Below are 1,043 nucleotides of genomic sequence, written 5' to 3'. Positions count from 1 at the left end.
GCGCCTGCGCCTGACCAAACGCCTACGCAGAAAGAAGTGCAGGCAGAGCTGTCCGACTTGCAGGCGGAGAATGCTTACTTGCGTGCGGAGAATGCCTACTTAAAAAAATTAAGGGCCTTAATCGAAGCGAAACAGACTGCAGCGCTGCAGAAAAAGCGCAAGTCGTCCAGGGATTAAGGCCCGATCATTCGCTACGCCTGCTGTTACAGGTCACAGGCCTGTCGCGCAGTCTGCTCTATTACCATCTCAAGGCGCAGACGGTACGGGACAAACACGCGGTCACCAAAAGGAAGATTCGTTGTCTTTACAGGTGGCACAAAGGCCGCTATGGCTATCGGCGTATCACGCAAGCGTTACGCAATGCCAGGAAGCAGGTGCTTATCAACCATAAAACCGTGCAGCGCCTGATGCAGGAGCTCGGTTTGACGTCGTTGGTACGCATCAAGAAATATCAATCTTATAAAGGAACCACTGGAGAGATGGCACCGAATGTGCTCCAGCGCCAGTTCGATGCCGATCAACCGAATCAAAAATGGGTGACCGATGTGACCGAATTCAAAATCAAAAACAGCCAAAAGCTGTACCTCTCGACCATCATGGACTTGTCCAATCGTGAAATCGTGGCTTGGCAGATGACACAACGTCCGGTCTTACCGTTGGTGACCGACATGTTGGAAAAAGCCTTGGCTCGGCTTAAACCGTCCGAAAAGCCGATCCTGCATTCTGATCAAGGCTGGCACTATCAACATGCCCGTTATCGTAAAATGCTGGAAGAGCAGGGTATCGTGCAAAGCATGTCAAGGAAAGGAAACTGCCTGGACAATGCGGCCATGGAAAGCTTCTTCGGCATCCTGAAGTCCGAGTTCTTCCATTTAAACCGCTTCGATAATATCGAACAGCTGGAGGCTGGGATTGAGGAGTACATTCACTACTATAATCACAAGCGTATCAAGCTCAAATTAAATGGCCTGAGTCCAGTACAATACCGGACTCAGGTTTTAGCTGCCTAGTTTTTAACCGTCCAACATTTGGGGGTCACTTCA

At 50.0% G+C, this 1,043-nt stretch carries 1 pseudogene; it reads left to right on the top strand.

The features are described 5' to 3' along the window. Positions 1 to 1,010 (top strand): annotated as a pseudogene (locus IE074_RS14710) (IS3 family transposase); the annotation flags it as partial. Positions 1,011 to 1,043: the final 33 nt, after the last annotated feature.

The sequence above is a fragment of the Advenella faeciporci genome, from assembly GCF_014652395.1.
Classification (GTDB): domain Bacteria; phylum Pseudomonadota; class Gammaproteobacteria; order Burkholderiales; family Burkholderiaceae_B; genus Advenella; species Advenella faeciporci.
This window is presented reverse-complemented; position numbering and strand designations above follow the sequence as displayed.